At 61.3% G+C, this 23,695-nt stretch carries 24 protein-coding genes; 21 read left to right on the top strand and 3 right to left on the bottom strand.

All coding sequences use genetic code 11. From position 1 onward, the window contains the following. The first annotated feature begins 105 nt into the window (after positions 1 to 105). The 4 genes from D3P04_RS00125 to D3P04_RS00140 all read left to right on the top strand — a co-directional run bounded on the left by D3P04_RS00125 (position 106) and on the right by D3P04_RS00140 (position 3,722). Positions 106 to 393 (top strand): UxaA family hydrolase, encoded by a 288-nt coding sequence (locus D3P04_RS00125; protein WP_182912678.1) that lies wholly within the window; start codon positions 106 to 108, stop codon positions 391 to 393. Positions 394 to 396: 3 nt separating this feature from the next. Further along, positions 397 to 1,578, top strand: coding sequence for a UxaA family hydrolase (locus D3P04_RS00130; protein ID WP_119744729.1), 1,182 nt, complete (start codon positions 397 to 399; stop codon positions 1,576 to 1,578). Between the two features lie 182 nt (positions 1,579 to 1,760). Next, on the top strand, positions 1,761 to 2,696 hold the full coding sequence (locus D3P04_RS00135; protein WP_119744731.1) for a hydroxyacid dehydrogenase: 936 nt from the start codon (positions 1,761 to 1,763) through the stop codon (positions 2,694 to 2,696). After that, complete coding sequence (locus tag D3P04_RS00140; RefSeq protein ID WP_119744733.1) at positions 2,697 to 3,722, top strand: Ldh family oxidoreductase; 1,026 nt, start codon at positions 2,697 to 2,699, stop codon at positions 3,720 to 3,722. It begins immediately after the preceding gene. Positions 3,723 to 3,752: 30 nt separating this feature from the next. Here the strand turns inward: D3P04_RS00140 and D3P04_RS00145 are convergent, their stop codons facing one another. Then, a complete protein-coding gene (locus tag D3P04_RS00145; RefSeq protein ID WP_119744735.1) occupies positions 3,753 to 4,802 on the bottom strand; it encodes a LacI family DNA-binding transcriptional regulator in 1,050 nt (349 codons plus the stop codon). 151 nt (positions 4,803 to 4,953) lie between these two features. On the opposite strand from D3P04_RS00145, the gene D3P04_RS00150 reads away from it, so the two are divergent. The 9 genes from D3P04_RS00150 (at position 4,954) to D3P04_RS00190 (ending at position 14,042) form a co-directional block, all read left to right on the top strand. After that, positions 4,954 to 6,249: an ABC transporter substrate-binding protein gene (locus D3P04_RS00150; RefSeq protein WP_119744737.1), complete on the top strand. Its 1,296-nt coding sequence runs from the start codon at positions 4,954 to 4,956 to the stop codon at positions 6,247 to 6,249. An 80-nt stretch (positions 6,250 to 6,329) separates the two neighbouring features. Beyond that, positions 6,330 to 7,067 (top strand): SDR family NAD(P)-dependent oxidoreductase, encoded by a 738-nt coding sequence (locus D3P04_RS00155; protein ID WP_119744739.1) that lies wholly within the window; start codon positions 6,330 to 6,332, stop codon positions 7,065 to 7,067. Between the two features lie 11 nt (positions 7,068 to 7,078). Next, entirely contained in the window at positions 7,079 to 7,948 is an 870-nt protein-coding gene (locus D3P04_RS00160; protein ID WP_119744741.1) for a carbohydrate ABC transporter permease, read from the top strand. A gap of 1 nt (position 7,949) precedes the next feature. After that, positions 7,950 to 8,777, top strand: coding sequence for a carbohydrate ABC transporter permease (locus tag D3P04_RS00165; protein ID WP_119744742.1), 828 nt, complete (start codon positions 7,950 to 7,952; stop codon positions 8,775 to 8,777). Between the two features lie 2 nt (positions 8,778 to 8,779). After that, positions 8,780 to 9,781, top strand: a complete 1,002-nt coding sequence (locus D3P04_RS00170) for an alcohol dehydrogenase catalytic domain-containing protein (protein WP_220475218.1) — start codon at positions 8,780 to 8,782, stop codon at positions 9,779 to 9,781. Beyond that, positions 9,781 to 10,863 carry an ABC transporter ATP-binding protein gene (locus D3P04_RS00175; RefSeq protein WP_119744746.1) on the top strand — a complete coding sequence of 361 codons (1,083 nt, stop codon included), beginning with the start codon at positions 9,781 to 9,783 and terminating at the stop codon, positions 10,861 to 10,863. The genes D3P04_RS00170 and D3P04_RS00175 overlap by 1 nt, the downstream gene beginning before the upstream one ends. Positions 10,864 to 10,940: 77 nt before the next feature. After that, positions 10,941 to 11,864: a PfkB family carbohydrate kinase gene (locus D3P04_RS00180; RefSeq protein WP_119744748.1), complete on the top strand. Its 924-nt coding sequence runs from the start codon at positions 10,941 to 10,943 to the stop codon at positions 11,862 to 11,864. After that, on the top strand, positions 11,861 to 12,898 hold the full coding sequence (locus tag D3P04_RS00185) for a tagatose 1,6-diphosphate aldolase (RefSeq protein ID WP_119745546.1): 1,038 nt from the start codon (positions 11,861 to 11,863) through the stop codon (positions 12,896 to 12,898). Before D3P04_RS00180 ends, D3P04_RS00185 begins: the two co-directional genes overlap by 4 nt. Before the next feature lie 7 nt (positions 12,899 to 12,905). After that, the gene (locus tag D3P04_RS00190) at positions 12,906 to 14,042 is read left to right on the top strand and encodes a mandelate racemase/muconate lactonizing enzyme family protein (RefSeq protein WP_220475219.1); all 1,137 of its coding nucleotides are present in this window, start codon (positions 12,906 to 12,908) and stop codon (positions 14,040 to 14,042) included. Between the two features lie 67 nt (positions 14,043 to 14,109). Here the strand turns inward: D3P04_RS00190 and D3P04_RS00195 are convergent, their stop codons facing one another. Further along, positions 14,110 to 14,784, bottom strand: coding sequence for a GntR family transcriptional regulator (locus D3P04_RS00195; protein WP_119744752.1), 675 nt, complete (start codon positions 14,782 to 14,784; stop codon positions 14,110 to 14,112). A 154-nt stretch (positions 14,785 to 14,938) separates the two neighbouring features. Between D3P04_RS00195 and D3P04_RS00200 the strand changes: the two genes are divergently transcribed. From D3P04_RS00200 to sfcD, 8 genes are all read left to right on the top strand, one after another. Further along, a complete protein-coding gene (locus D3P04_RS00200) occupies positions 14,939 to 16,192 on the top strand; it encodes an extracellular solute-binding protein (protein ID WP_182912679.1) in 1,254 nt (417 codons plus the stop codon). Between the two features lie 3 nt (positions 16,193 to 16,195). After that, positions 16,196 to 17,077, top strand: a complete 882-nt coding sequence (locus D3P04_RS00205; protein ID WP_119744756.1) for a carbohydrate ABC transporter permease — start codon at positions 16,196 to 16,198, stop codon at positions 17,075 to 17,077. Further along, positions 17,070 to 17,948 (top strand): carbohydrate ABC transporter permease, encoded by an 879-nt coding sequence (locus tag D3P04_RS00210; protein ID WP_119744758.1) that lies wholly within the window; start codon positions 17,070 to 17,072, stop codon positions 17,946 to 17,948. Before D3P04_RS00205 ends, D3P04_RS00210 begins: the two co-directional genes overlap by 8 nt. A gap of 2 nt (positions 17,949 to 17,950) precedes the next feature. Further along, entirely contained in the window at positions 17,951 to 18,763 is an 813-nt protein-coding gene (sfcH, locus tag D3P04_RS00215; RefSeq protein WP_119744760.1) for a sulfofucose degradation dehydrogenase SfcH, read from the top strand. 4 nt (positions 18,764 to 18,767) lie between these two features. Continuing rightward, the gene (locus D3P04_RS00220) at positions 18,768 to 19,847 is read left to right on the top strand and encodes an ABC transporter ATP-binding protein (RefSeq protein ID WP_119744762.1); all 1,080 of its coding nucleotides are present in this window, start codon (positions 18,768 to 18,770) and stop codon (positions 19,845 to 19,847) included. 1 nt (position 19,848) lies between these two features. Continuing rightward, positions 19,849 to 21,015: a sulfofucose degradation dehydratase SfcF gene (gene sfcF, locus D3P04_RS00225; protein WP_119744764.1), complete on the top strand. Its 1,167-nt coding sequence runs from the start codon at positions 19,849 to 19,851 to the stop codon at positions 21,013 to 21,015. Positions 21,016 to 21,088: 73 nt separating this feature from the next. Then, complete coding sequence (sfcE, locus tag D3P04_RS00230) at positions 21,089 to 21,874, top strand: sulfofucose degradation aldolase SfcE (RefSeq protein ID WP_119744766.1); 786 nt, start codon at positions 21,089 to 21,091, stop codon at positions 21,872 to 21,874. A gap of 11 nt (positions 21,875 to 21,885) precedes the next feature. Then, a complete protein-coding gene (gene sfcD, locus D3P04_RS00235) occupies positions 21,886 to 22,800 on the top strand; it encodes a sulfofucose degradation lactonase SfcD (protein ID WP_456299481.1) in 915 nt (304 codons plus the stop codon). A 140-nt stretch (positions 22,801 to 22,940) separates the two neighbouring features. Here the strand turns inward: sfcD and D3P04_RS00240 are convergent, their stop codons facing one another. Beyond that, the gene (locus tag D3P04_RS00240) at positions 22,941 to 23,687 is read right to left on the bottom strand and encodes an SDR family NAD(P)-dependent oxidoreductase (protein WP_119744770.1); all 747 of its coding nucleotides are present in this window, start codon (positions 23,685 to 23,687) and stop codon (positions 22,941 to 22,943) included. Positions 23,688 to 23,695 lie beyond the last annotated feature (8 nt).

A 23,695-nucleotide genomic window follows, 5' to 3' on the forward strand; every position in this document is an offset into this window, starting at 1 on the left:
CCTGCCCGGCAGGAAATAACATATATAATTATTCTTGTATAAGACTTAATATATATGTTATCTCGGCTCCAAGGATTTCATGCCATCATCGAAAGGGAGGATCCTTTGAGCATTCCGCAACTTCTGGTCCACGATCACGAGGACAATGTCGGCGTTGTCGTCGTCGAAAATCTTGGCGCGGGCACCGATATGCTATGTGTCGTTACGGCCGATAATTCCGATTTCCGGCTGACTGCGAAGGCCGATATTCCGATCGGTCACAAGGTCGCGCTCAAGCCGCTGAAGGCGGGCGATACCGTGATCAAATATGGCGAGGATATCGGCAAGATGGTCGGCGACGCCGAGGTCGGCGGCCATGTCCACGTCCACAACTGCAAAACGAAACGGTGGTAAGTCATGGCTCTTGATTTCAGCAATATGACCGTAAAGGCATGGCGTCGCGAGAACGGCCGGGTCGGCGTGCGCAACCATGTCCTGATCCTGCCGGTTGACGATATCTCGAATGCGGCCTGCGAGGCGGTGGCCAATAACGTCAAGGGAACGCTGGCCATCCCGCATGCATATGGGCGCCTGCAATTCGGCGAGGATCTGGAACTGCATTTCCGCACCATGATCGGCACGGGCGCGAATCCCAATGTCGCGGCGGTCGTCGTCATCGGGATCGAGCCGGAATGGACTCAGGTGATCGTCGATGGCATCGCAAAGACCGGCAAGCCCGTCACCGGTTTCTCGATCGAACAGAAGGGCGATTTCGAGACCATCCGGCAGGCAAGCTGGAAGGCCAAGGAATATGTCCATTGGTCGACCGAATTGCAGAAAGAGGATTGTCCGCTTTCGGATCTGTGGGTTTCGACGAAATGCGGCGAAAGCGATACCACGACCGGCCTGTCCTCCTGTCCGACGGTCGGAAACATGTATGACAAGCTGCTGCCGCATGGCCTGTATGGCTGCTTCGGCGAAACATCCGAGATCACCGGGGCCGAGCATATCTGCGAAAAACGCGCCGCGAATCCCGAGACTGCGGCCAAGTTCAGGAAGATCTGGCAGGCCTATCAGGATGATGTGATCGAAGCCTACAAGACCTCGGACCTGTCGGACAGCCAGCCGACCAAGGGCAATATCCTTGGCGGGCTGACGACGATCGAGGAAAAGGCGCTTGGGAACCTTGAAAAGATCGGCCGCACCTCGACCTATATCGATGCGGTCGGCCCTGCGGAATCCCCCGAAAAGGGGCCGGGGCTGTATTTCATGGACAGTTCCTCGGCGGCTGCGGAATGCGTGACGCTGATGGCGGCGGGTGGCTTTGTCATCCACACTTTCCCGACCGGACAGGGCAATGTGGTTGGCAATCCGATCGTGCCGGTCATCAAGATCTCGGGGAACCCGCGCACCCTGCGCACCATGTCCGAACATATCGACGTGGATGTGACCGGCGTGCTGACCCGTGAAATGACCATCGACGAGGCCGGCGATTCCCTGATCGACATGATCGTCCGCACCGCCAATGGCCGCGCGACAGCAGCCGAGGCCCTTGGTCACCGCGAATTCTCGATGACCAAACTCTATCGCAGCGCCTGATCGCGCTGCCGTTCCGCCGCCCTCTCTGAAGGAGAAGGCGGCGGGCGGGATCGCACCCGGGGCTGCAAGGCAAAACGGGCGGGAAGACGACATGTCCGGCGCCATCCTCCTTGCTGGTGGTGCGGGTGCTGAATCTTCCCGTGCCCGCCGGCCTGCTGTTCTGACTTATGGAAAGGAAGCGGATGTCACGCGTCGTCATCACCGAATTCATGGATGAAAGCGCCGTTCAGCGGCTGTCTGCGGTCGCCCCGACACGATACGAACCCGATCTGGTCGACCGTCGCGACGATCTGCTTGCAGCGGTGGCCGATGCCGAGGTGCTGGTGGTTCGCAACCGCACCCGTGTTGACGCGGCGCTGCTGGAGGCCGGAAGCGGGCTGCGCGTCGTCGGGCGATTGGGGGTCGGGCTGGACAATATCGATCTGGATGCCTGCAAGGCCCGGGACGTGCAGGTCTGGCCCGCAACCGGGGCGAATGATCTGGCGGTGGCGGAATATGTCATCACCACCGCCCTGATGCTGCTTCGGGGCGCTTATCTGAGTTCGCATCAGGTGGCGGCGGGCGACTGGCCGCGGCAGCGACTTATCGGCGGGGAACTGTCGGGCCGCGTGATGGGGCTGCTTGGCTTCGGCGCCATCGCGCGTGAAGTTGCGGCAAGAGCCGGGGCGCTTGGCATGACGATCATCGCGCATGATCCTCATCTCGATGCGTCCGATCCGGCATGGACCATGGCGGAACCTGTCTCTCTGGATGATCTTCTGGCGCGATCTGACGTGCTTAGCCTGCATGTTCCGCTGACATCGCAAACGCGGCATGTCATCAATGCCGAATCCCTGTCGGGGATGCGGGCATCTGCGGTGCTGATCAACGCGGCGCGTGGCGGCGTGGTGGATGAGGATGCGCTGGCCGATGCACTGAAAGCCGGTCGGCTCGCCGGTGCCGCGCTGGACGTCTTCGAGGCAGAGCCGCTGACGGCCGAGGCAGGCGCACGGTTTGCCGGGCTTGCGAATGTCATCCTCACGCCGCATATCGCCGGGGTTACCGAGGAATCGAATATCCGCGTCAGCAGTCTGATCGCGGACAAGGTACTGGATTATCTGAAGGAAAAGGTTTCGTAGATGCCGCGTCTTACCCTGCCGCAAACCCATCGGCTTGTCACCGAAACCCTGATGCGCTGCCGGACTTCGGGGCCGAATGCCGAAGCCGTGGCCGACGCGCTTGTCGCCGCGGAACAGGTCGGCCAGGCCGGTCACGGGCTGCGGCGCGTACCCTCTTATGCCGCGCAGGCGCTGAGCGGCAAGGTTGACGGACATGCAACCCCCGTCACCCGACAGGGACGGCCGGGCCTGCTGACCGTGGATGCCTGTCACGGCTTCGCCTATCCGGCAATCGATCTGGCCGTGGACTGGCTGACTACCGCGACCCGGCAACAGGGCATCGCCGTCGCCGGTATCACCCGTTCGCATCATTGCGGGGTTGCGGGTGTTACGGTGGAGCGTCTGGCCGATGCCGGGCTTGTCGGGATCATGTTCGCGAATTCCCCGGCTGCGATGGCGCCCTGGGGTGGGCGCAGGGCGTTGTTCGGCACCAATCCGATCGCCTTCGCCGCGCCTCGTCCGGATGGGCATCCTGCCATCGTGGTCGATGTGTCGCTGTCGAAGGTAGCACGAGGCAAGATCATGGCAGCCGAGCAGCGGGGCGATATGATCCCGGCAGGCTGGGCCCTTGACGCCGAGGGACAGGAGACCACCGATCCCAGGGCCGCTTTGGCGGGAACCATGGTCCCGATGGGGGATGCCAAGGGCACGGCGCTTGCGCTGATGGTCGAGTTGCTGTCCGCGGGGCTGGTTGGTGCGCATTTCGGTTATGAGGCCTCGTCCTTCTTCAGTGCCGAGGGGCCCGCCCCCGGAGTCGGACAGATGATCCTTGCCATTGATCCGGCCGCCTTTGCCGGGCCGGGGGAGGGTCAAGGTTCGGCTGCGGCGCTGGACCGTATCGATGAACTGGCAAAAGCAATCGAGGCGGAATCCGGTGCGCGCGTACCCGGCGCCCGCCGGGCCGAGCTGAAACGGCAGGCAGCGGCGGAAGGAATATCCGTCGACGACGCCCTGCTATCCGAAATCGAGGCCCTTGGGGCGTCATGACTCCGCATAGGGCGAAAAACCGGTACTGAATCAGTCTTTCGCAGGTGGGGCGGTGGACTCGCGGATGATGAAAGAGAAATTCACCTGCTGATGTTTTATCGGCGTCTGCCCGGCAAGAAGATCGACCAGATAGCGTCCCGCGCGCACCCAGATCTCGTTGGTCGGGATCTGGATTGTGGTCAGGCTGGGAATCAGATGGCGGCTCCAGTCCAGATCGTCAAAGCCGACTACGGACAGATCACGCGGCACGTCGCATCCCATACGGATCGCTGCAAGCATGACACCATAGGCGATGACGTCATTGCCGCAGATGATCGCGGTCGGCCGGGATTCCCCCTGCAGCAAGGTTCTGGCGGCATCTCCGGCATCCGCCAGACTGTAATCGACCTGCAGCAGCCAGTCTGGCCCCGGTGCGCATCCCTGCTGATCGAGGATCTCCATGATTCCCCTTAACCGGGCCTGTGCGCGGTCGTTATTGCGCTGATGCGCCGCCACTACCGCGATCTTCCTGTGACCAAGCCCGGCGATATAGCGGGCAACCACGCGCCCCGCCTCGTAATTGTCCACGCCGACAGAGGGGTAGGGCTTGGCCGGTTCGCAAAGGCCGACATTCACGAATGGGATACCGTTGGTCTCAAGCAGACGGCGCAGGATCGCGTGACGTTCATCACCGCGCAGGATCAGGGCATCAATCCCCCGCGCCACGAGATTCCGGGCCTGCTGCAACTCGACATCGATATCATATTCGTTCGTCGCAAGAAGCAGAAGATAATCCTTCGTCGCCAGATAGCTTTGCAATGCCTGAAGTCCCTGGGCGAACATCGCGTTGTCCACGGTAGGAACGATGGCCCCGATCGTGCGCGTGCGCCGCGACGACAATGCCCGCGCCGAAGCGTGCGGTATGTAACCGGTTTCATCTATCACCCGACTGATCTTGTCGCGCAGATCCGCGCCAACCGATTCGGGCTTGTTCAGGAAACGCGATACCGTAGCGGTAGAGACCCCGGCGCGGCGTGCGATGTCCCGAATGCCTATGGAGCGCGCCTGAACAGCCGATTTATCGGGATTTTCTTTTCTCATTTATACCTCCAGGACCTTTCTACCCGGCATTTTGCCGGCAAGACAACACTGATTGCCGAGATCCGGCCGGCGGGAATCGTTGACGCCTCAATTCACAGATGATATGTAACCGGTTACAGGCTTCGAGAGAAGCAGGCAGGGAGGAGAACCGATGTATATCACGCGCAGGGGAGTCGCCTGTCTGACGGCGGCACTGGCCACGGTCTGGGTGACTTCCGCGGCCGCCCAGGAATTCGACTGGAAGGCGCATTCGGGCGAGACGATCACATTTCTCGCCAACAGCAACCCATTGGGGCAATTGCTGATCGATCATGCCGATGAATTCGAGGAGTTGACCGGCATCACACTTGAGGTCGACAGCTATCAGGAACAGCAAATGCGCCAGCGCCTGATGACGGTCATGAATGCGCGCAGCGATGAGGTGGATGTCTTCATGACACTTCCGTCGCGCGAGGGGATGCAGTTCGCCTCAGCGGGCTGGTATGCGGATCTGACGCCGTATATTCAGGACAGCGTTTCGCCAGATTACGACGCAGACGGTTTCGGCAAGGCGCTTATGGACGCGGCGACCTTTGACGGGCAATTGACCGCGGTGCCGCTGAATATCGAGGGGCCGCTGCTTTATTACAGAACGGATGTCTTCGAGGAATGCGGTCTCGATGCGCCCTCTTCGCTGGAAGGGCTTGCGGATACCGCTGCCAAGCTGAAGGAATGCACCGATCTTACGCCTTTCGCATCCCGCGGCCTTGCTCCGGCGGCACCTTATTCTTTCTCGGCCTTCATGCATAACATGGGCGGCCAGTATATCGTCGACGGCGAATCCGCGATGTGCTCGCCCGAGGCAAAACAGGCGCTGACTCTCTATTCCGATCTTCTGAAGAATTATGGACCTCCGGGTGTGGTCAATTACAGCTTCCAGCAACTGACCGCGCTGTATAGCGCCGGGCGTTCGGCGATGTCTTTCGAATCCTCGAATGAATTCGGCCTGATCATGGAAAGCGGCGACCGGCTGGAAGATACCGCCATCGTTCCGTTGCCCGAGGGTCCGGGCGGATCGCATCCCACAGTGATCGGCTGGGGGATGGCGATCTCGGCCAATTCGGCCAATCCCGATGCCGCATGGTATTTCCTGCAATGGGCGTCCAGCCCCGAGATGCAGGCCAAATTCGCGCTGGAGGGTATCGCCCCCCCGCGCGCAGCCGTCGCGGATTCCGCCGATTACAAGGCCTGGCTGGAAGAAAGCCCGGTGCGCCAGCAATGGCATGATGCGCTGGCCATTCTGGCGGAAACCGGCACGTCGGAAATCGGCTATCCGATCATCGCAAATCCGGAATCGCGGGAACATATCGGTCAGGCGATTGGCGATATGCTGCTTGGGACCGCCTCGGTCGATCAGGCCTGCGCCAAGGCGGATACGGCGTTGAACGAATTGATCGCCCGCGACTGAACGACCTGTGAATGCAGATGCGACCGGCGGGGTGCCGCCGGTCGATCCCGAGGCCATGACCGAATGAGGGGATCAGCTCCGTGTCATCGGAATCTTTCCAATTGCCATCGTCTTTCCGGGTTGCCGTGATCGGTGGAACCGGCGGTATCGGATCCGCCATTACCAGCGAATTTCTTGACCTTGGTGTGAATGTCACTGCCACGGGCGCGACCGAGGCCGAACTGGCCCAATGCCCGCTGGCCGGTCACGACCGCCTGACGCTTGCTGCAGTTGACGTGACGGACGCGTCGTCGGTGCAGGCATTCGCCGCGGGTTTCGACCGGCTGGATGCATTGATCAACGCCGCCGGCATCCTGCGGCGCGACGCCGAATTCGATCTGGAGGTCTTCCAGAAGGTGATCGATGTCAATCTGACAGGCGTCATGCGCTGTTGCACGGCATTCCGGGGGGCGTTGGCCGCTGCGGGTGGAAGTATCGTCAATATCGCCTCGATGAATGCGTTCGCGGCCCTGCCGCGGCTGCCCGCCTATTGCGCCTCGAAGGGTGGGGTGGTGATGCTGACCCGCGCGCTGGCCCATGCCTGGGCGGCCGATGGGATCCGCGTTAACGCCGTGGCGCCCGGCTATATCGAGACGCCGCTGAATGCCGAGGGCCGCAAGGATCGCGCCCATTACGACCGGATCGCCGGGCGAACCGCGTTCAAACGCTGGGGCCAGCCGGAAGAAGTCGCCGGAACCGTCGCCTATCTGTGCATGCCCGCCGCCCGCTATGTGACGGGCAGCGTGGCGGCGGTTGATGGCGGCTTTCTGGCGGGCTGAGGGGAGATGTCATGAGGGTCGAACAAAATCATCGCGGACAGATGGCGGCGATGTCGATGCCGGCGCTGGTCTTCACGGTCGGCATGATCGCGTTTCCGTTCCTTTACACGATCTGGATGAGCTTTCAGACTTACTCTTCGACCGGGCAGGTCACCGGATGGGGCGGCGACAATTATCTGCGCATGGCCGTGGACGGGCAATTCTGGAACGGTATCTGGATCACCCTTTATCTTTACGTGCTGTCGCTGGTCATGCAGCTTGTGCTGGGCACCGGGCTTGCGCTTTTGCTGTTCCGGGCCAAGCGTTTGCCCGGCATCGTCCGGTCGCTGTTCATCTCGCCCTTCATGATGCCGCCGGTGGTGGCGGGGATGATGTGGCTGGTGATCCTCGATCCGTCCCTTGGTGCGGCGAACTGGATCCTTACATCGCTGGGGCTGCCGCCATCGGCATGGCTTGCCTCGCCTGTTCTGGTGGTGCCGACGCTGGCGATGATCGATACATGGCAATGGACGCCCTATGTCGCATTGATCGTGCTGGGCGGGCTGCAATCCCTGCCGCCCTCGGTCTATGAGGCCGCCGAGATCGACGGCGCCTCGCGCAGGGCGGTGTTTTTCCGGATCACCCTGCCGCTGCTGTTGCCTACGCTGGTGACGGCGATGATCCTGCGCTCGGTCGATCTGCTGCGCTTCTTCGATCTGATCTACATCACCACGCAGGGCGGGCCGTCGAACCATTCGATGACGCTGAACATCTATGGTTTCCGCGTCGGTTTCGAGTTCTTCCAGCTGGGCTATGCCGGCGCATTGATGGTCACCCTGTCGGTTCTTGTTCTGGGCGCGGTGATGGCCTTCAACCGCCTGCGCGCCGCGGTGGAGTGGTAATATGGCGATGAAACCTTCGGATTCCCGCTGGCTCGACTGGATCAATGTGGTTTTGCTGGTGCTGGCCGGCATGATCGTGATGACGCCGACCGCCTGGATGATCCTGTCATCGTTCAAGCCGTCCTATGAAGTCATCGCCTTTCCGCCGAAGCTGGTCTTCACTCCGGTGATCGAGAACTATGTGACGCTAAGCAAGCAGACACCGTTCCTCAGCTATGGGATCAACTCTCTGATCGTCACCTTCGGCTCGACAGTGTTCGGTCTGCTGCTGGGTGCGCCCGCGGCCTTCGTTGCGTCATGGACGCGGATCACATGGCCCGCCGTGGTTGCCCTGATGGCGCGGATGGCGCCGGGCACGCTGTTCCTGTTGCCGTGGTATGTGATGTTCCGGCAGGTGGACATGATCGGCAGCTACTGGGCCCTGATCCTGACCCATGCGGTCATCACCCTGCCGATCGTGATCTGGGTCCTGCTGCCCTATTTCGACAATATTCCACGCTCGATCTTCGAGGCGGCGCAGGTCGATGGCTGTTCGCCCTTCCGCATTTTCCGGCGGATCGCCCTTCCGCTGGTGTCGTCGGGGCTGGCCGTATCGGCGATTCTGGCCTTTGTCTTTTCGTGGAATTTCTTTCTGTTTTCGCTGGTGCTCAGCAACTCGCAGACAAAAACGCTGATCGCGGCCTCGTTCAATTTCATCGGCGAGGGCTCGACCAATTGGGGTGGCCTGATGGCCGCGGCGACGATCATCGCGCTGCCGCCGCTGATTCTGGCGGCTATCGTGCAGCGCTGGCTGATTTCGGGCCTGACCCTGGGGGCGGTGAAAGGATGAACATGATACTGAACGAGAAAACCATGCAGGCCGCCGATTTTCTGGGTGAAGACCGGATCGAGATCGTCTCGCGCCCCTTGCCGGAACCCGCTGAAGGCGAAGTTCTGCTGCGGGTCGCGGCGAATGCCCTTTGCGGCTCGGATCTGAAATTGTGGCATGCGGGTGCGCAGCACATTGCCGGGCACGAGATCGCGGGATGGGTTCAGCAGCCGGGACATCCGCTGAACGGGCAGCTTTGCGCCGTCTATATTCCGCTGCATTGCGGTGAATGCGCGGTCTGTCTGCGGGGCGATACGCAAAGCTGCGTCACCGTCTCGTCGCTGATCGGCTGGAACCGGGATGGCGGCTATGCGCAATATCTGACCGTGCCGGAAAACTGCCTTCTGCCGGTGCCGGGTGATATAGATGCCGCGCTGGCCCCGCTGTTGCTGGATACGATCGGCACATCCGCCCATGCCCTGCGCGAGGCGGCGCGCCATCTTGCCACTGACGCGCCCTCGGTTCTGGTGACCGGGGCGGGGCCGGTCGGTCTGGGCGTGGTGCTGGCCGCTGCGGCGCTGGGGCATGCGCAGGTGGATGTGGCCGAGCCGAATCCCGCCCGTGCCGCGATTGCCCGGGAATTCGGCGCGAATATCGTGCCGGTGGGCAGCCATGACCGCCGCTATGATCTGATCGTCGAATGTTCCGGCAATCACGCGGCGCGTGATCTGGCCATTCATCTGGTTCTGCCGAAAGGCGTCATCGTTCTTGTCGGCGAAAACGCAGCGCCGTGGAGTGTCACCGAAGACAAGGTGTTCCGGCGCAAGGATTTCGCCCTGCTGCGGACATTCTATTTCCCCAAGGACGATTTCGCCGCGAATGTCGAATTGCTGCGTGCCAACCGCGAGAAATATGCCCGGCTGGTCGATGACGCATTCCCGATAGCGGAACTGCCGCAGAAATTCGCGGATTTCGCGGAAGGCAAATCCATCAAACCCATTCTGTCTTTCATCGGAGAGCAATGATGGCGTCCATCACCATACGCAATCTGGTCAAGAATTACGGCGGTGTGACGGTCATTCCCGGTCTCGATCTGGAAATCGCGGACGAGGAATTCATCGTTCTGGTCGGCCCGTCCGGCTGCGGCAAATCCACCCTGCTGCGCGTTCTTGCCGGGCTGGAGGCGATCGACGGCGGCGAGTTGATGATCGGTGACCGGCGGGTGAACGAGGTTCCCGCCGCAAAGCGCGACATCGCCATGGTGTTTCAGGATTATGCGCTTTACCCGCATATGACCGTGCGCCAGAACATGGCGTTTGCATTGGAGATGCGCGGCGCCGAGTCCGCCGAGATCGCCTCGAAGATCGAGGAAGCCGCGAGGTTGCTGGACATTCAACCCTATCTGGACCGGCGTCCCAAGGCGTTGTCGGGCGGTCAAAGGCAGCGGGTCGCGATGGGCCGGGCCATCGTGCGCGACCCTCAGGTGTTCCTGTTCGACGAGCCGCTGTCGAATCTGGATGCGAAGCTGCGCGGGCAGGTTCGCGCCGAGATCAAGATGTTGTCGAAGAAGCTGAAGACAACGATGGTCTTCGTGACCCATGACCAGATCGAGGCGATGACCATGGCCGACCGGATCGTGGTGATGAAAGCGGGGGTCATCCAACAGGTCGGCACGCCCGAACAGGTTTACGAGAATCCGGCCAATCTGTTCGTCGCCAGCTTCATCGGCTCGCCATCGATGAATTTCCTGCCCGTCGATATTCAGGCGGACGGGCTTCGTCTGGCCGATGGCAGCCTGCTGCCGGAATCGCTGATCGCCCGGCCCTCCGGCGATCATGGCAAGCTGACACTGGGCATCCGGCCGGAGCATTTCGAACTGGTGCAGGAAGGTCAGGGTTTGGCCGCCGATATCGAACTGGTCGAGCCGCTGGGATCGGACACGCTGGTTCACGTCTCTGCCGCCGGGCAAGAGGTGATCGTGCGGGTATCGCCCGACCTTCGCCCGAAGGCCGGCCAGCGGATCTGGCTCTCGCCTGCCGCGGGAAAGGCGCATCTCTTTGATCCGGAAACCGAAATCCGGATTGACGGAACTGGAAAGGCTGATTGAATGGAATGTGCCCGGATAAAGACGCGCCACGGCACGGCGGAACATGCGGGGACCATGCGTCTCTGCATCTCAGGGTTATGACCGCGCTTCCCCCGGGCTGGACCCGGAAAGACCCGGTGGTGATCTGTCTTGGCCTGACCGCGATGGATCACGTCTGGATGGTCGAAAGCCTGCCTCATCAGGCAGGTAAGACCCGCGCCGGCGATTATGGTTCGGGTGGCGGCGGGATGGCCGCGACGGCCGCTGTCGCAGTTTCGCAGCTGGGCGGTCAGGCGCGGTTCTGGGGCCGGGCGGGCAAGGATGCGGCGGGGCTGGCCATGCGCCGGGAACTGGCGCTGGAAGGGGTGGATGCCGAGCATTTGCGCCTGTTCCCCCACGCCCGGTCCTCGGTGTCCTGCGTACTGGTCGATCCCGCCGGTGAGCGCCTGATCGTCAATTTCCGCGGCGCGGATCTGCCGGAAAAGGCCGATTGGCTGCCGCTGGATCAGGTCGCCGGTGCAGGGGCCGTGCTGGCCGATCCGCGTTGGGTCGAGGGCGCCGCGACCGCCTTTGAGGCGGCGCGCAAGGTAGGGGTGCCGACGGTTCTGGATGCGGATGTGGCCGAGGCCGCCGTGTTCGAAAAGCTGTTGCCGCTGACCGATCACGCGATCTTTTCCGAACAGGCGCTGCAGGCCTTTGCCGGTTCCGGAAACGGCTTGGAGCGTGTTGCCGAATATGGATGTGCGGTTTCGGCGGTCACGCGCGGCGGCGATGGGGTCGACTGGATCGAGAACGGCAACCATCACCACCGCCCGGCCTTCCCGGTCGAGACCGTCGACACCAATGGCGCGGGCGATGTTTTTCACGGCGCATGGGCCATGGCGGTCGCGGCTGGCGCGGATACAGGATCAGCCGCCGAATTCGCGTCCGCAGCCGCCGCCCTGAAATGCACCCGCCGCAATGGCCGTGCCGGAATCCCCGATTTTACCGAGACCTTGGAACTATGGAGACCTACAGGATGACAAGCATTGGAAAACAGCGTGGATTGGCTCGTCTCGCCGATGAGGACGGGCATTTCACCATGGTCGCTCTGGATCAGCGGCCGCCCTTGCTGCAGGCGCTTGCCAAGGCGCGGGGGATACCGGCTGATCAGGTGAAGTTCGCCGATATGCTTGCCGCGAAGCGTCTGCTGGTCGAGGCATTGGCGCATGATGCATCGTCAATGCTGCTGGACCCGAATTTCGCCATGCCGGCGGCGATCGACGTGCTGCCTGCCCGGACCGGGCTGATCGTGACGCTGGAAGAGCATCGCTTTCAGGATACGCCGGGTGGCCGCAAATCGCGTTCCATCGACAATTGGAGCGTCGAGAAGATCCGCCGCGTGGGCGGGGATGCCGTCAAGGTGCTGGCATGGTATCGCCCGGATGCCTCGGACGAGGTCTTGCAGCATCAGAAGGATTACGTCCGCACCATTGGCGCGGAATGCCGCCGCCACGATATCCCCTATGTTCTGGAATTGCTGGTCTACCCCTTCCCGGACAGCGACCGGCATACGACCGATTACGTCGAAAGCGCCGACAAACGTGCCGATCTGGTGATCGAGAGCGTCCGCGAATTCGCCAAGCCGGAATATGGCGTCGATCTTTACAAGCTTGAAACGCCGCTGCCTGCCGCCTCTCTGCCGCCAATGGATGACAGCGCCGAATCCCGGGCCGCCGCCGCTCAATTCGCCGAACTGGGCAGCATTTGCGCGGATGCCGGGATTCCGTGGGTGCTGTTGTCGGGCGGTGCCGCGCCTGAACAGTTCGAACGCGTGCTAAGCTATTCCTATGCCGCGGGCGCGCAGGGCTTTCTGGCCGGGCGGACGATCTGGCTGGATGCGGTCCAGAACCATTTCCCCGACCGCGACGCCGTGCTGACGGCCCTGAAGGGCGACGGGATGAAAATCCTGAAGGATCTTGGCCGTCTGACCCGTGAAAAAGCGCAGCCGTGGAAACCGGATTTCAGGCTGGAGCAGGTCGACCGCGAGGGCGCATTCTCCTGCGCCTATGCCTGAGACCGCGATGCCCTTTCGCATCGCCCGCATTCAGGCATGGTCGCTTCGGGTTCCGGTCAGGACGCCGGTCGCCACCTCTTTCGGGGTGATGCATAACCGGCCTGCGGTTTTCCTGCGCATCGAGGATGCCGCCGGAGCCGCCGGCTGGGGAGAGGTCTTCGCCAACTGGCCCGCAGCGGGCGCCGAGCATCGCGTCAATCTGCTGATCGACGATATCGCCGATCTGGTTCTTGGCCGCGAATGGAACGATCCCGCAGAGATGTTCGGCGAATTAAGCCGGGCGACCCATATCCGCGCGCTTCAATGCGGCGAGCCCGGGCCGTTCCGGCAGGTGATCGCCGGGCTGGATATCGCGGCATGGGACATGGCGGCGCGGCGACACGGTCTGCCTCTGGCGAAGCTTCTGTCGTCAGAGGCAGCTGACCGGGTGCCGGTCTATGCCAGCGGGATTCACATCGATGCCGCCGCCGCTGTGATTGCTGCGGCGCGGGCTGCCGGGTTTCGGGGCTTCAAGGTGAAGGTCGGTTTCGATCGGACGTCGGATCCGGCCAAGGTGATCGAATGTTCGCGGCAATTGCTGCCCGGAGAAAGCCTTTACGCCGACGCGAATCAGGCCTGGACCCGCGAAGAGGCGAGGCACTTCCTGAAAGCGGTCACCGAAGCCGGCCTTGGCTGGATCGAGGAGCCGATCGCCTGCGATGCCCCGGATGGCGACTGGATCGATCTCGCCCGTCTGAACGTGCCGCTTGCGGCGGGCGAGAATATCGCCGGAACGGATGATTTCGACCACGTTCTGTCGCTTGGCGCCCTGCGTTTCGTGCAGCCGGATGTCTGCAAATGGGGCGGTGTTTCGGGCAATCTTGCAGTGGCGCGCGATACCCTGCGGCGGGGCCATATTTATTGCCCGCATTTTCTGGGCGGAGGAATCGGGCTGATCGCATCTGCCCATGTCCTTGCCGCGGCGGGCGGGGCCGGGTTGCTGGAGGTGGATGTGAACCCGAACCCCCTTCGCGATGCGCTGGCCAGCAGCAGTGATTTCGTCCGGGACGGATATTGGCACCTGTCTCCCAGGCCGGGCCTTGGAATAGACGGCATTCCGGCAGAGCTGCATGATCATGTGACTCTGTGGCGCGAGACGGGCTGAAACGCCGGTTATTTATCTCTCGCGACGGCTGGGAGCGATACGCCTTGTTTCCGATGGGCGGATCGGTTCAGTCGGCGGGACTAAGCGTTGCCAGCCATGCTTCATAGTCTTTCTGGCTGTTCTGGATATGGGTCGTCAGTGCGGCGCGGAATTCTTCCGCTTCCGCGTTTTCTAGAAGTGCGAGCAATCTCTGATGAAAGGCGAATGACTTGTGGACGACATAAGGATCCAGAAGTCCACGGTTGCGCAAGACATTGATCTTGGATGATAACGGCCGGTAGGTTTCGGAAATCAGCCCGTTGCCCGCGCCATCGATGATGGTCTGGTGGAAGTCGGAATCCAGCGCGCGATAGCCCCTGTAATCTTCGCGCTCGACGGCGCGCTGCATGCGCTCGACCACGGCGCGCATCAGGCCGGCGGATTGCTCTCTGTTCCTTTGATACATGCGTTCGGCGGCGCCGGTCTCAAGCAGGACACGCATATCGAACAATTCCGAAAGTTGTTGTGAATCGGGTTTGAACACCGTGGTTCTTTTTCTGGGGTCGATCTGAACCAGACCTTCGCGCCGCAATTCCTGCAATGCTTCGCGTACCGGTGTCTTGCTGATGCCCAGCTGTTCCGAGATCCGGGTTTCGGAAATCTGCTCGCCGATCTCGATCGTGCCGTCGACGATGGAAGAGCGGATGCCGTCCAGAGCCATGTCGAATAATGAGACGGGACGTTTAAGTTTTTGAAGTGTCATGATTATTCGCCAGAGTCCCAAATAGATACGAATATATTGTGAACCACAACTTCAGGTGAGTGTAAAGAATTGACATCTAAGATATGATGTTCAATATATCAGATCTGAGTCTCTGAAACTTGCAATCGGCTTGGAGGGCAGCATGGGGAAGAGAATGGATTTCCGGAAAAGACTCGCATCTGCGGCAATGGTTGCTTTCGTCGGGCTTTCCGGCCCGGTGCATGCAGAGCAGGTCACATTGACCTTTGCCAACTGGGCAACGGCGGAAGGTGCGACGCGCGACGGGATGGAAAAGGTGATCAGTGCCTTCGAGGCGGAGAACCCGGATATCAAGATCGAAAGCGAAAGCATCGCCTTTGCGGAAATGGCGCGCCAACTGGTCCTGCGGCTGAGATCCGGCAATCCGCCCGATGTCGCGCAGGTCGCGGGCAACGATACTTTCGCGCTGGCCCTGACCAAGGGGCTGGAGCCGTTGCAGGGCTATGCCGATGCGGAATTTCTCGGCACGCTGACGCCGGGTGCCTACGAACCGCTGATGATGGGCGAGGATCTGATCGCCTTTCCCTGGAACCAGGCGCCGGCCGGGCTTTGGTATAACAAGAAACTGATGGCCGATGCAGGGCTTGATCCCGAAAATCCGCCCAAGACCATCGACGAATTGAACAGCGCCATGGCCGCTATCAAGGAGGCCAATCCCCAGGTGATCGTTCTGGGGATCGACACCACCAACCGCGCTTTCGCGCTTCAGTCGAACTGGCCGTGGATTCGGGCTTTCGGCGCGGATCCGGTTGCCGAAGGCGGTGCGGAAGGCGAGGAGATGCAAGCCTATCTGGGGTGGCTGCGGGATATCTCGGAAAAAGGCTATGTCGATCCGGGCCGCAAGATCGGCGAGTTCCGGCCGCTATTCGCGCAGGATCAGGTCGCGTTCCTGTGGGATCAGGTGCTGGTTCAGGGGGTGATCCAGTCGACAAACGGCATGAGCGCCGAGGAATTCAACCAGAATTACGGTGTTATCCCGATGCCGGCGGGGCCGGGGGGTGAAGGATATTCATTCGACGGCGGGCACCAGCTGGTGATGTTCGGGGATTCCGAACACAAGGAGGCCGCCTGGAAATTCATGGAATATCTCGGCACCAACGAAGCCGCGATCAAGACCTACACGATCGAGACCAATCGCTCGATCCCTCCGGTCAAATCCATCGAGGATCCCGCCGTGGCCGAACTGCTTGATACGCCGGTCATCGAAACCTTCAAGAACGATATCATACCAACCATCTCGCCCATGCCATTCGGTCCCGAATTCGCCGAATATGCGACGGTGATCATGGCCGGCGTTCAGGAGGCGGTCACCAGCGATCGTCCGGTCGCGGATATTGCAGCGGAAATCCAGAACCAGATCGGCAACTGATCCATGCCGGCGCTTTCGAAACCATTCCTGCACTGGATGGTCCTTCCGACCCTGCTGGTTCTTCTGGCCATTATCGGCTATCCGGTGGTTTCGACGGTCTATCTGTCGTTTTTCGGCTATAATCTGCTTGATTTCACGCCGCCGGAATATCTGGGGCTGGGCAATTTCAAGGATATGGCGAATGACCGGATATTCTGGATTTCGCTGAAGAATACCCTTTACTACACCGGCGGAACGGTTCTCGTCTCGATGCTGATCGGGACCGCTGTCGCCCTGCTTCTGGAAAACCTGAAAGGCCCTGTCTGGTCCTGTGTCCGCGCGCTTGTCGTGTCGCCCTGGGCGGTGCCATTCGTGGTCGTCGCGTTTCTGTTCCGCTTCATGTATATGCAGAACGGCGGCATCGTGAACGATATCCTGCTTGATCTGGGCGTGATCGCCAGTCCGGTTTCATGGCTGAACCGGGCCGATATCTCGCTTGGCGCGATCATCGTTGCGAATATCTGGGCGACGATACCGTTCTTCTTCCTTCTGGTGTCATCCGCGCTGTCCGGTATCCCGGATGCGGTTCTGGAAAGCGCACGGGTGGATCGCGCCGGCCTGTGGTCGACCATCTTTCACATCAAGCTGCCATTCCTGCGAAACCCGCTGGTGGTCGGCAGCCTGCTGATGGTGATCTCGAATTTCAACGATTTCGCCAAGGTCTGGGTGATGACCCAGGGCGGCCCCGGATATGCGACGACCACGCTCGTCGTCTATGTCTACCGGGTGGCCTTCGAGCGTTTCGAGATCGGATATGCCTCGGCGCTGGGGCTGATCTGGTTGCTGTTGCTGCTGCTGGTTTCGGTCTTTTACATCCGCTTGCTGTGGAACAGGCAAAATGACTGACAGATCGCACCACGCCCGCGGGAACAGCAACGCGACCCGCAGAATCCTTGGCAAGGCGTTTCAATACGTGTTCATCGCCATCGCGCTGTTCTGGACCATTGCGCCGATATACTGGATGCTCAGCACCTCGCTCAAGACCGAGCTGGAAGCGACCCGGCTTGATCCGAGCCTTGTCCCCGAGAACGTGACCCTCGACAATTACGTCAGGCTGTTTCAGGGCGATCTGCCTTTCGTCTCGTTTTTCGTGAATTCGGTGATCACCTGTTTTCTGGCCGCGATCGTTTCGGTGGTGATCGCGGTTCCGGCGGCCTATGCGCTGTCGCGCCGGAATTTCCGCACTGCCGAGCAGACGGGCTATCTGGTCCTTGTGGTGCGGATGTTTCCGATGATCGTCCTGCTGGCTCCGCTTTATCTGGTTCTGATGAATACCGGCCTGCTGGATACGATGTTCGGCCTGATCCTTGGCTACACGACCTTCGGCCTGCCTTTCGCCGTCTGGATGCTGAAGGGCTTCATCGATGCGGTGCCCGTCGAGATCGAAGAGGCCGCGCGCGTTGATGGCTACCCGCAATGGGAAATCCTGCTGAAGATCATCGTTCCGCTGATCTATCCGGGCGTCGTGACCACCGGCATCTTCGTGCTGATGGAGGCATGGAACAACCTGATCTACCCGCTGACCTTCATCACCAGCATCGAGAAGCAATCGCTGCCCGCCGCATTGGTGCTGACCTTCACCGGCCAGTTCAAGACCGATTGGGGAGGGATGATGGCCGCATCCGCCATCACGACGCTACCGCTGATGATCGCATTCTTTGCCGTTCAAAGATCGATGGTGCGGGGATTGACGGCCGGATCGGTGACGGGGACCTGAGCATGACGGATATCATCACGGAACCCGGCGTGCTTGTCACCGGTGCCGCCGGTGGGATCGGAAGGGCCGTCGCCGGGCTTTTCGCCGATCAGGGTCATGCGGTCACGCTGACCGACCGGGACGCCACCGGTCTGGAGGATATCGGCGGCCGGTTGCGTCATCGCGGCTGCAAGGTGGATATGATCGCACAGGATCTTGCGGATCCGGACGCGCCCGCGATGCTTGTTGCCCGCACGGTCGAGAAATGGGGCGGGATCGGGGTCCTTGTGAACAATGCCGCGCATCACGGCAAGCGCCAGTCGGTGCTGTCCTCGGAACCCGATGAATGGCGGCAGGTTTTCGAGGTCAATGTGATCGCCGCCGCTGCCCTGGCGCGGCATGCCGCGCTGGACATGGCCCGCCGCAAGACGGGGGCAATCGTCAATGTCGGCTCGATTCAACAGGCGCTGCCGGTTTCCAGCTATGCCGCCTATGTCGCAAGCAAAGGGGCGGTCGCGGGCATGACGCGCGCGCTTGCCGTTGAACTCGGCTTGCTGGGCATCCGCGTGAACAGCGTTTCTCCAGGGGTCATCGGTACCGAGAATTTCCGCCGGGAACTGGAAACGCGGCACGATGGAGCATCGGCGATTTCCTATCCGTCGCTTCTGGGGCGGCTTGGAACGCCCGAGGATGTGGCCCATGTCATCGCGTTTCTGGCGGGTCCGCATTCGTCTCATGTGACCGGGGCGGATTACGTGGTGGATGGCGGTAGAGGCATCAGCCGCCGCACCGACCCTTTCCATGCCGAAATCACTCATCCAGTTTCAGGGAAATAGCCGCATGGCACGCATCCAGATCTCCAATGTCGAAAAAGATTACGGCAATGTCACGGTATTGAAGGATTGCAACCTGGACATCGCGCATGGCGAATTTATCGTCCTCGTCGGTCCTTCGGGTTCGGGCAAGACGACGCTTCTGCGCATGATCGCGGGTCTGGAGTCGATCTCGCGCGGGGATATGATGTTTGACGACCGGCGGGTCAACGATGTCGATGTGGGCGACCGCAATATCGCGATGGTCTTCCAGAATTACGGGCTTTATCCGCATATGTCGGTCTATGACAACATGGCGTTCGGCCTCAGGCGCCGCAAGCTGTCGAAAACCGAGATCGACGGGAAGGTGAAACGGATCGCCACGCTTCTCAGCCTTGACGGACTGCTGGAGCGGCGGCCCAAACAGCTTTCGGGCGGTCAGCGGCAGCGGGTTGCGCTTGGCCGCGCAATCATCCGCGACCCCGAGGTTTTCCTGCTGGACGAGCCGCTGTCGAATCTGGATGCGCAGTTGCGGGTGCAGATGCGGTCCGAGATCATGAATGTGCATCGCAGCGTGGATGCGACGGCCGTCTATGTGACCCATGATCAGGTCGAGGCAATGACCATGGGCGACAGGATCGCGGTCATGAACAATGGCGAGATCCAGCAGATCGGCACGCCCGAGGATCTGTATGACCGGCCACAGAACCTGTTCGTGGCGACATTCATCGGCACGCCGTCGATGGGCATCCTGCGTTGCGATGTGGACCGCGATGGCTCCTTGCTGCTTGTCCGGGACACCGAAGACAGAATCGCCATATCCCGCGGCCAGCTTGACCGGATCGGCGACCGCCGCGAGGTTCTGGCCGGCATCCGCCCGGAACATCTGCATCTGCCGCGCAATGGCGCTCCGGCTGTCATCAGGGGTGAGATCGACGTGGTCGAGATGCTGGGATCCGAGCAATATCTTTATCTCAGGAATGGCGCCGCGAATTTTATCGCACGGATGGAGCGGGGGCATCATTTCCGCCCCGGTGAAACGGTCGGCCTGGATATCGACACGGAGGCGCTTCACCTCTTCGACAGCGACACGGAAGAGGCGCTTTGAGATGGACAGGATCGCCGAAATCACAAGCTTCACCGTGCCGCCGCGCTGGATTTTCGTTCGTGTCCGGACCGCCGAAGGTCTGACCGGTTGGGGCGAGGCCATCATCCCGAAGCGCAGGAATGCCGTCATCGGAGCCATCCGGGATCTGACGGAGGTCGTGCTGGGCATGGATCCCGCGCGGATCGAGGATATCGCCTCCTCATTGCGCAAGGGCAGCTTTTTCAGAAACGGCCCGATCCTTGGAACGGCCATTGCCGCGATCGAAATCGCCTTGTGGGATATCAAGGGTCAGCGGGCGGGAATGCCGGTATTCGAGTTTCTGGGCGGCAGGGTGCGCGACAATATCCGGTCCTATACATGGATCGGCGGAGACAGCCCCGCCAATGTGGTGAGCCATGCGAAAGAGCGGGTCGAACAGGGCTTCGATGCCGTCAAGATGAACGCGACCCCTGCTGTCGCGCATCTGGAATGGCGCGAGGCAACCGAAAACCTTGTTCAACGCATGGGCAGCCTGCGGGATGCGTTCGGCGGCAGTATCGATATCGCTCTGGATTTCCATGGCCGCGTGCCGCGTTCCGTGCTGAAACAGATGGTGAAGGAAATCGAGCCGTTCGATCCTCTGTGGATCGAAGAGCCGTTCCTGCCCGAACATGTCGGGGCCGATGAGCTGATGGCGCGGATATGCCCGCATATCCCCGTCGCCACCGGTGAACGGCTGCTGCATCGCTGGGATTTCCAGCGTCTTCTGGCGCGTGGCGGCGTGGATGTCATCCAGCCCGACATTTCCATCACGGGCCTGTTCGAGATGGAAAAGATCGCCCGTCTGGCCGAGATTTACGATGTGGGCGTCGCGCCGCATTGTCCCAATGGTCCGATCTCTCTTGCCGCTTCGCTTCAGGTGGATTTCTGTTGCGCCAATACGGTCATTCAGGAGCAAAGCCTTGGGCTTCACTACAATCAGGGCTATGCCGGACTGCCCCCCGCCGACATTCTGGATTATATCGGGGATCCCGATGTCCTGACGACCAGAAACGGCAGATTCGACTGCCCGGCCGCTCCGGGCCTTGGGCTGATCCTGAAAGGCGATACGATCAAGGCGGCGCATACGGACTGGTCCCTGCCCGATCCCGACTGGCGCCATCGCGACGGGGTTTATGCCGAATGGTGATCCGTGCCGCAGAGCCCCGGCTGGCCGTGGCCTGCCCGGCGATGGTTATCCCCGAACAGATTGGAAAAGACTTATGACAACCCGAAACGATTTCGAAAATCCGTTCCGCCGGGCATTGGCCGGGAAGAAGGTCCTGACCGGTATCTGGTCGATGCTGAATTCCACCAATGCCATCGAGGGCCTTGGCTGGGCCGGCTTCGACTGGCTTGTGATCGATGCCGAACATTCGCCGGTCAGCCTGCATGACGCGATGGCGCATCTGCGTGCGCTAAGCGCGACACCGACGATTCCGGTGGTGCGGCTGCCGTGGAACGATAACGTGCTGATCAAGCATTATCTCGATATCGGAGCACAGACGATCATGCTGCCTCTGATCCAGAACGCCAGCGAAGCGCAGGCCGCGGTCCGCGCCATGCGCTATCCGCCGGGCGGGATGCGCGGCTTCGCGGCCATGCATCGCGCCAGCCGCTACGGTCATCTTCCGCAATATGTGGAACGCGCCGAGGAAACCCTGTTCATGATCGTGCAGGTAGAGACCGTCGAGGCGCTGGAACGGCTGGACGAGATCGCATCCGTCGAAGGGGTGGACGCCGTGTTCTTCGGCCCGGGGGATTTGTCCGCAAGCATGGGTTTGCTGGGCAAGCCGGGGCAGACCGAAGTGTTCGACAGAATCGTCGAGGCCTCGAAGACCGTGCAGAGGCTTGGCAAGAGTACCGGGGTTCTGGCGCCAAGCATCGATCACGCCAAAAGCTATTGCAGCGCGGGCGTGAATTTCGTGTCGGTGATAACGGATTGCGCCCTTCTGTTTCGCAATGCCGACGCATTGGCCGCCGATTTCTCGGCCTTCACGGCCACATAGGCCGGGGTCCGGTGGTGCGCATCATCGATATCTGGCAGGTCGAAAGGCCCGAATTGCCGTGCAGCCTTCTGGGCGAAACTGTCCGGTGGCATGCGCGGTCGGGGCGGGTGATCTATGCCGATATCATGGGTCGGAAACTGCTTGCCTATGATCCGCTGACCGGCCAGCAGGATGATTGGAGCTTCGAGGCCCCCGTGGGCGGCTGGTTTCCGGCCACTTGCGATGAGATCATCATCGCAGTCGGGCAGAATCTCGACTGGTTCGACATGAAAACGGGCGCGCGCCGTCCCATCGCTTCGCTTGTCGGCGAGGATGCCGATATCCGTTTCAATGACGGCCGGTGCGATCCCGCCGGACGGCTGTGGATCTCGACGATGAGCATGTCGGGAAATCCGCCTCCGCCCAGGGGCCGGTTGTTCCGTCTGGACCCGCCCGGCATATTGACCCCGGTCATCGACGGGCTGCGCATTCCCAATACGCTGGCATGGTCGCCGGATGGAAACAGCATGTATTTCGCGGATTCACCGACCCGCGAAACCGGCCGATACGATTATGATCCGCAAAGCGGAGAGTTGGGTACCCGTTCTGTTCTGTTCCGGTTTTCCGATGCGGTAAGCGGCATTCCCGACGGTGCCTGCGTGGATGAGGAAGGGGGGATCTGGATTGCCGTACCTCGCGGATCGCGGGTCGAAAGGCGAATGCCCGACGGTTCTCTGGACACGGTTATCCTGCTGCCCGCCGAAAGACCGACCATGTGCGCTTTTGGCGGCGCTGACCGGGATATCCTGTTCATCACCAGCCAGTCCCTTTTCCTGTCGGAGGAAGAGCGGCGGTTCCGGGTGAATGACGGTGCATTTTTCGCCGTCCGGCCCGGAGTCACCGGATTGCCGGAAGCGCAATTCGACCCCGACACGATCAGGAACTGACCGCCTGAAGCCTGTCGCGCCCGCCCGGATTCGTGTCCTCCCCTTCTTCTTTGCGGTAAATACCTCGGGGGTCCGGGGGCAGCGCCCCCGGCCATCGCGGGACGCAAATAACCGGCGTTTCCGATTCAACACGACAGGCCCTAGAGAAGCCCGCCATCCGCCCGGATGGTTCGTCCGGTAATCCACCCGGCATCGTCAGAGGCAAGAAAGGCCACCAATCCGCTGATATCGCCCGGTTGCCCGATCCGGCGAAGCGGCGTCCGGCTGCGCATCGCATCTCCGCGTTCCCTGACGGCGGCGGCGGTCATGTCGGTTTCGATCAGGCCCGGCGCGATTGCATTGATGGTGATGCCGCGCGGACCCAGTTCCTGGCTCAGGGCAAGCGTCAGTGCCGATACGGCCGCCTTCGAGGCGGCATAGACCGAAGTGCCAGGCATCGGGGATTCAGCGAGCCGGGACGAGAAATGGACGATCCGCCCGGGGGTTTCCATGACGGTTGCGACGGCGCGGGTCACGGACAGGGCGCCGAGGACGTTGGTTGCGAACATCGCATGATAATGATCGGCGTCGGCCTGCTCCAGAGGCCGGTATGTGGCGACCCCGGCCGCATTGACCAGAATATCGAGCCGGCCGAATATCTCGATGCATTCGCGGACAAGCCGTTCGCAATCTTCCGGGCAAGAGATATCCGCCGCGAAGGCACAAGCCCTTGCCCCGGCCGCCTTCAGGTCCTCGACGACCCTGTCGGCAGAAGCCTTGTCGCTGCGATAAGCGATCGCGATTGCTGCGTCCTCAGCCCCAAGACGACGGGCCACTTCCGCGCCGATTCCGCGCGACCCGCCGGTGACCAAAGCCGTTTTTCCAGAAAGCGCCGGCTTGCCGTTCATGTCCTGTC

The sequence above is a fragment of the Paracoccus onubensis genome (assembly GCF_003591515.1).
In the GTDB taxonomy this organism is placed as follows: domain Bacteria; phylum Pseudomonadota; class Alphaproteobacteria; order Rhodobacterales; family Rhodobacteraceae; genus Paracoccus; species Paracoccus onubensis.